This window comes from Massilia sp. UBA6681 (assembly GCF_002454935.1).
GTDB lineage: Bacteria > Pseudomonadota > Gammaproteobacteria > Burkholderiales > Burkholderiaceae_D > Telluria > Telluria varians.
On the sequence record NZ_DKJX01000056.1, the window covers coordinates 73,983 to 81,266 of the forward strand.

The following is a 7,284-nucleotide window of genomic DNA, read 5'->3' on the forward strand; positions in this document are numbered from 1 at the left end:
GTCAGGCGGTGCACTGCAGCGCCGCGGGACGGTCCTCGACCGCCGTGGCCTCCAGGTCGATCGCCGCTACCGAGAGCGATCCGGTCTGCGCGACCTGCTGCAGCGTCTGGTCCAGGCCGAAGCGCGGGTCGACCGAGATGTCGACGTCGGCGACGGCCTGGCTGAGCAGCTGCTGGCCGGCCTGGAGCAGCTGCTCCTCGTCCTGGACCTGCGGGTTCTGCTCGCGGGCCATCTCGGCGACGATGGCCGACGTGCGCTGGTTGCGATCGATCAGGCGAAGCGCGTCGTCGAGTCCGTCGCCGAACATCTCCGCCAGCTGCGCCCGGTCCGCCTCGGGCACGGCGGGGACCTGGATGTCGTAGTCGCGCTCCCGCGCGATCTGGTCGGCCACCTCGCCGGCGAGCAGGTCGGCCATCGCCTGGCGACGCAGGCCGACGGAGTCGATCCCGGCCTGGGCCCCGGCCGAGCCGTCGGACTGGGACGCGGCGCAGTAGACGGCGGCGACGTCATCGACGTCGGACATGGGGATCCGGGTGCCGTCCACGACGGCGGCGGCGCCCGGGTGGACGGGGCCACAGCCGGCGATCAGCAGCGCGGCGAGCCCGAGAACGGCGAGGCGGGTCTTCGACATGGCGTCAGAGTACCGGCACCGGATCAGTCGACGACGTCATCAAGCCCCGTGCCGGTCTCCTCGATCCAGTCGGCGAGCCGGTCGTCCCTGACCGCCTGCCAGAGGTCCTCGCCCTCGGGCCGGTCGAGGTAGACGACGCTCTGACCCTGTTCCATGCCAAGTCCCTTCAGCGGGACGATGGTGAAGGCCATGTCGTTCGATCGGACCGACCTCAGGGACCAGCCGAGGTTGCGCATGTCCGCCGCCGTCCATCCCTCGTCGACCGCGAGGTTGGCGGTGACGGCGTCGAGCACGTCGTACAGCAGCTTCGGGTTGGTGAAGGTCGAGCGGGTCATCGTCGTGCGGGCGAGGGATCGCAGGACGGCCTGCTGACGTTCGATGCGGTCGAGGTCGCCGCGCGGCAGGCCGGCTCGCTGGCGCACGTACGCCAGCGCGGTCTCGCCGTCCATCTCGTACTTCCCGGCCTTCCACGTGCGATCGCTGTACGGGTCCGTCACAGTGAACGGGATCGTGACCGGCACGCCGCCGAGGAGGTCGATCATGCGCTTGAACCCCTCCCAGTCGATGACGGCGACGTGGTCGATCCGCACCTGCGTGAGCTTCTCGACCGTCTCGACCGCGAGGGCCGGTCCGCCCCAGGAGTAGGCGGCGTTGATCTTCGCCGGACCGTGCCCCGGCACCTGCACCCACGAGTCGCGCGGGATGCTCACGAAGCCGATCGAGCGGCGGTCGGCAGGGATGTTGACGATCATCATCGTGTCGCTGCGCTGGCCCGCGATGGAGCCGTCGGCCCGCTTGTCGCTGCCCATCAGCATGATGTTGAGCGAGTCCTGTGGACCGTCGTCGGGCCGGTCCCCCACCGGCATCGCGGACGGCAGCTGCTGGACCTGGCCGCCGAGCTGGCTGCGCAACCAGAAGTCGGTGCCCAGCGCCGCCAGGATCGCCAGCGTCACGACGATGACCGTCACGATCAGCAGGCTGCGCCCCACGCGACGCCACCGCGGCCTCTCGGCGGCGGCCGGCTCGAGGTCATCCGAAACGGTCACGGCTGACGATAACCCGCGGAGCGCTCCGGAGGGGCTGTTTTCACTGTCATCGCGGGCCTCATTGGCCTCACTGGTCACATCAGGAACAGTCCGTCGCTGGACCAATGGGTGCTTGTCACATTGGGCCCAATGCGGTAGACTTCGAACATCAGTTCGAGTGAATCGGGGGATTCGTGGACGTCATCGGTGGGCTCAGGTCGGGGCAGCGGTTCCTGGCGTCTGCGCTCACGCGTGACCTGGGCTCGCTCTCCCCTGAGCAGTTGGCTGCTGAGGCGGCGGCGGTGCAGTCGCTGCGCCGTCAGGCCGACGCCCTCAACCTCGCCTTGCTGGCGGCTGCCGACGCGAAGAACGCGCACCGCACCACTGGAGATGCCGACATGACAGCGCTGGTCGCGAACGGGGCGGGCATCACCCGTCGTGAGGCGACCAAGCAGATCAAGCTGGCCACCCGAATCGAGACCGCACCCCAGGTGAAGAAGGCGCTCGCGAAGCCCGGCATGTCCACGGCGAAAGCCGCGATCGTCACCGGCGCGCTGGACGACCTGCCCAGTGATTTGACGGCCGCTCAGCGTGATCAGGTCGAGTTCGAGCTGGTCGAAGCCGCCCAGGAGATGACGGCCGACCAGCTGACCCGCAAGGCCAAGCGCGCGATCGAGACGCTCGACGTGAAGCGCGCGGATGACATCGAGAACAAGCGCCTCCAACGTGAGGAACACGCCCAACGACAGTTGAGTGAGTTCTGGGTCGGACGACCCGACGAGCAGACCGGCCTGGTCAAGTTCGGCGGCAAGACCGACGCACTCACCGCCGACATGCTGCGCGCGGTGATCGAGTCCAAGACCAGCCCCCGCAAACGCGCACTCGCCGAGGCGGAGAAGACCGGCGTCGACGTCACGCCGGTCGAGGACCGCCGCGACCTGACGCCGGCCGAGAAGGCGGGCGAGGCGTTCGCCGAGATCATCCGCCACCTGCCCACCGAGTCGTTCGGCAACCACGGCGGCGTCAACGCGGCGCTCGTCGTCACGATCGACGAACAGGCGCTGCGCGGCCAGACCGACCGGGCCGGGGTCACCGAGTTCGGCACCAGCATCAGCGCCGGCGAGCTCCGCATGATCGCCTGCAACGCAGGCATCCTGCCCGCTGTCCTCGACGGAAGCTCAGTCCCCCTGGACGTCGGCCGGACCAAGCGGTTCCACACCCAGAAACAACGCATCGCCCTCGCCCAACGAGACCAAGGCTGCGCCTACCCCGGCTGCGACCGACCACCCGGCTGGTGCGAGAGCCACCACGCCACCCGATGGACCGACGGCGGACACACCAACATCGACAACGGCGTCCTGCTCTGCGGACACCACCACCGACACGTCCACCAGACCGACATCCCGATCCGATTCGTCGACCGGCATCCGGAGTTCCAGATCCGCGGCACCTGGCAACACAACCACCGTTACCGACCCCGCCAACGAGAACTCATCACCGCCTGAACCCGATGGGTCGACACCATCGGCCACACGGCTCACCCGATCGTCGAAGCGTGCCCTCGAGCCGCCTCGGCGTCGGTAGCATGCGGCCATGTCCGAGACCGCCAGTCCGTCCGTCACCATCGCCGTGCTGACCTACCTGCGCCCGGACGACATCGCCGCCACGCTGCCGGCCCTGGTCGACCAGGCGGAGCGGTACGGCGGCAAGGCCAAGGTCCTGGTCGTCGACAACGACCGTGAGGCCTCGGCCCGCGCGATCGTCGAGCCGCACGTCGGCACGGTCGTCGACTACGTCGTCGAGGCGACGCCCGGCATCGCCGCCGCCCGCAACCGCGCGATCGACGAGTGCACGACCGACCTGCTGGTCTTCATCGACGACGACGAGCGGCCCACGACCGAGTGGCTCCGGCTCATGGTCGACACGTTCCTCGCGCACCCCGGCACGCTCGGCGTCCTGGGCCTGGTCGAGTCCGACTTCGCCGGCGAGCCCGACCCCTGGCTGCTGGCCGGCGGGTTCTTCGACCGGCTGTGTCCCCCGACCGGGACCGAGATCTTCGTCGTCGCGACGAACAACCTGCTGCTCGACAAGCGCCTGCTCGACCGCGAGTCGCTGCGGTTCGACCTGCGGTACGGGCTCAGCGGCGGGTCGGACACGATGTTCAGCCACGAGGCCCGCGACCGCGGCCTGAGCTTCCGCTTCTGCGCCGAGGCGCTCGTGCTCGACGCCGTCCCGCCGCAGCGGATGACCCGTGAATGGGTGCTCCGGCGCTCGTACCGCAAGGGCAACAGCTGGAGCCGCACCCTGCTCCAGGTCACCGAGCCCGGTCCCGCCCGGCTGGCCACGCGACTGCGCCTGACCGCCGGCGGCGCGGGACGCATCGTGATGGGAACCGTGAAGTGGCTCGTCGGCAAGGCCACCCGCTCGCTGCGCTGGGACGCCGACGGACTGCGAGTGGTCTACCGCGGAGCCGGCATCGCCGCCGGCGCCTGGGGCCACGCGTACGCGGAGTACGCGCGTCCCGTCAGCCCGTGATCGTGTCGACGACGCGCCCGGCCCACTCCAGCAGCTCGCGACCACGCAGCGGCTTGCCGCCGATGCCCTCGGCGCGAGGAGCCGGCACGAGCAGCACCTTGACGGCCTCCTTGTAGAGGCTCTTGGGGTAGATCCGGTTGATCCGCAGCTTCGCGGACTCCTTCAGCTCCACCGGCGTGAACCGGATGTTGGCGCCGGCCGAGGTCACCTCGGTCAGCCCCGCCGACCGCACCTTGACCCGCAGCGCCGCGACATCGAGCAACGCCTCGACCGCGTCCGGCAACGGGCCGTAGCGGTCCTGCAGCTCGGTGCGCAGCTCGTCGATGTCGGACGTGGCGCGGACGTCGGCGAGCCGCTTGTACATCTCTAGGCGCAGTCGCTCGCTGGGCACGTAGTCGTGCGGCAGATGCGCCTCGACCGGCAGCTCGAGCTTGACCTCCTTCTCGGGGGCGGCGTCGCCACGGAAGTCCGCGACGGCCTCGCCCACGAGGCGGATGTACAGGTCGAAGCCGACGTCGGCGATGTGGCCGGACTGCTCACCGCCGAGCAGGTTGCCCGCTCCGCGGATCTCGAGGTCCTTCATCGCGACGGCCATGCCGCCGCCCAGCTCGGAGTGCTGCGCGATCGTGACGAGCCGGTCGTGCGCCGTCTCGGTGAGCGGCTTGTCCGGCGGGTAGAGGAAGTACGCGTACGCACGCTCGCGGCTGCGGCCGACGCGGCCCCGCAGCTGGTGCAGCTGGGACAGGCCGAGGGTGTCGGCGCGCTCGATGATCATCGTGTTGGCGTTCGAGACGTCCAGGCCGGACTCGACGATCGTGGTGCAGACCAGAACGTCGAAGCGCTTCTCCCAGAAGTCGACCATGACCTCCTCGAGCTTGTGCTCGCCCATCTTGCCGTGGGCGACGGCCACGCGGGCCTCGGGCACGAGCTCGCGGATGCGGGCGGCCGTCTTCTCCATGCTCTGCACGCGGTTGTGCAGGTAGAAGACCTGACCCTCGCGCAGCAGCTCGCGGCGGATGGCGGCGATGACCTGCTGGTCCTCGTACGGCCCGACGAACGACAGGACCGGGTGGCGCTCCTCCGGTGGCGTCGCGATCGTGCTCATCTCGCGGATGCCCGTGACCGCCATCTCGAGGGTGCGCGGGATCGGCGTGGCGGACATGCTCAGCACGTCGACAGCGGCGCGCAGGTGCTTGAGCGCCTCCTTGTGCTCGACGCCGAACCGCTGCTCCTCGTCGATGATGACCAGGCCCAGGTCCTTGATCTTCACGCCCGGCTGCAGCAGCCGGTGCGTGCCGATGACCATGTCGATCGTGCCGTCGGCGAGCCCCGCGAGCGTCGCCTTGGACTCCTTGTCGGTCTGGAAGCGCGAGAGCGGCTTGATCGTGACCGGGAACTGGCCGAAGCGCTCGGCGAACGTGGCGTAGTGCTGCTGCACCAGCAGCGTCGTGGGCACCAGCAGGATGACCTGCTTGCCGTCCTGGATCGCCTTGAAGGCGGCCCGCACCGCGATCTCGGTCTTGCCGTAGCCGACGTCGCCGCACACGAGCCGGTCCATCGGGACGGTGCGCTCCATGTCGCGCTTGACCTCGTCGATCGTGGCCAGCTGGTCGGGGGTCTCGATGTGCGCGAAGGCGTCCTCGAGCTCGGCCTGCCACGGGGTGTCCGGACCGAACGCGTGCCCCTTCGTGGACTGGCGCGCCGCGTAGAGCTTGATCAGCTCGTCGGCGATCTGCCGGACGGCCTTGCGGGCACGGCTCTTGCGGCTCTGCCAGTCGCCGCCGCCGAGGCGGTCGAGGCTCGGGGACTCACCGCCGACGTACCGGCTGACCTGGTCGAGCTGGTCCATCGGCACGAACAGGCGGTCGGCGGGCTGGCCGCGCTTGCTCGGCGCGTACTCCAGCACGAGGTACTCGCGGGCCGCGCCGTGCACGACGCGGTTGACCAGCTCGACGTAGCGCGCGACGCCGTGCTGCTCGTGCACGACCGCGTCGCCCGGCTTCAGCTCGAGGGGATCGATCTGGCGGCGACGGCGCGCGGGCATCGAGGACCGGTCGACGCGCTCGGCGGCACGCTGGCCCACGAGGTCGTCGTGCGTCAGCACCACGAGGTTCAGGGACTCGGACGAGAAGCCGTGCACGAGGTCGGCGCAGACCACCTGCACGACACCCTGCTCGACGCCGTTCGCGCCGTCGGCGTGGTCGACGATGGTGGCCGGGACGTCGTGCTCGGCGAGCCACTCGACGGCTCGCTGGGCCTGGCCGTGGGCGGGGGCGACGATGACGAGGTGGCGCTTCTGCTCACGCCAGCGGACGACGTCGGCCAGCGCGGCCTCGATGTCGCCGCGGTACTGCGGAGCCGGCTCGGCCCCGACGACGCGCGACTCGTCGAGCGCGAAGGGCGAGACCTCGCCCCAGCCCAGCCCGAGTGTCACCGCGTGCTTGCGGACGTCGTCGAGCTCGTGGAACCCGGCCGATCCCAGGTCGATGGGGCTCTCGGCGCCGTCGGCGGCCGCCGCCCACGAGGCCGCCAGGAACTCCTCGCTCGTGGCGAACAGGTCGGCGGCTCGTGCCCGGATCCGCTCGGGGTCGTTCTCGACGACGATCGAGCCCTCGGGCAGCAGGTCGACGAACAGCTCCATCTCGCCGGCGAGCACGGGGGCCAGGGACTCCATGCCCTCGACGGCATGGCCCTCGGCTAGCTTCGTGAAGAGCTCGGCCATCGACGGGTGTGACTGCGCGTAGCGGGCGGCCGTCGCGCGGACCTCGTCGGTCAACAGCAGCTCGCGGCACGGCGGCGCCCACAGGCGCTCGACCGGCTCGAGGGTGCGCTGGTCCGCCACGGAGAAGCGGCGGACCTCGTCGACGGTGTCGCCCCAGAACTCGATGCGCAGCGGGTGGTCCTCGGTGGGCGGGAAGACGTCCACGATGCCGCCGCGCACGGCGAACTCGCCGCGCCGCTCGACCAGGTCGACCCGCGTGTAGGCGGCACCGGCGAGGCGGCGGACGACGTCGTCGAGCTCGACGTCCTGGCCGGCGACCAGCTCGACCGGCTCGAGGTCGGCCAGGCCCTTGACCTGCGGCTGCAGGATCG

At 70.4% G+C, this 7,284-nt stretch carries 5 protein-coding genes; 2 read left to right on the forward strand and 3 right to left on the reverse strand.

The window, feature by feature from the left end; genetic code table 11:
• Position 1 precedes the first annotated feature (1 nt).
• Positions 2–631: a hypothetical protein gene (locus tag B2R83_RS09515; protein WP_292040464.1), complete on the reverse strand. Its 630-nt coding sequence runs from the start codon at positions 629–631 to the stop codon at positions 2–4.
• Positions 632–654: 23 nt separating this feature from the next.
• Entirely contained in the window at positions 655–1,620 is a 966-nt protein-coding gene (locus B2R83_RS09520; RefSeq protein WP_292040467.1) for an LCP family protein, read from the reverse strand.
• Between the two features lie 230 nt (positions 1,621–1,850).
• On the opposite strand from B2R83_RS09520, the gene B2R83_RS09525 reads away from it, so the two are divergent.
• Both B2R83_RS09525 and B2R83_RS09530 read left to right on the forward strand, forming a co-directional pair.
• Positions 1,851–3,161: an HNH endonuclease signature motif containing protein gene (locus tag B2R83_RS09525; protein WP_292040470.1), complete on the forward strand. Its 1,311-nt coding sequence runs from the start codon at positions 1,851–1,853 to the stop codon at positions 3,159–3,161.
• An 88-nt stretch (positions 3,162–3,249) separates the two neighbouring features.
• On the forward strand, positions 3,250–4,191 hold the full coding sequence (locus B2R83_RS09530; RefSeq protein WP_292040472.1) for a glycosyltransferase: 942 nt from the start codon (positions 3,250–3,252) through the stop codon (positions 4,189–4,191).
• On the opposite strand, the gene mfd is transcribed toward B2R83_RS09530, so the two are convergent.
• Positions 4,181–7,284, reverse strand: a 3,104-nt coding sequence (gene mfd, locus B2R83_RS09535; RefSeq protein WP_292040473.1) for a transcription-repair coupling factor, incomplete at its 5' end; no start/stop codon positions are given. The genes B2R83_RS09530 and mfd overlap by 11 nt on opposite strands.

Bases quoted from the DNA above. Each gene is read 5' to 3' on its own strand.
- B2R83_RS09515 (WP_292040464.1), bottom strand. From the start codon at position 631: ATGTCGAAGACCCGCCTCGCCGTTCTCGGGCTCGCCGCGCTGCTGATC.
- B2R83_RS09530 (WP_292040472.1), top strand. From the start codon at position 3,250: ATGTCCGAGACCGCCAGTCCGTCCGTCACCATCGCCGTGCTGACCTAC.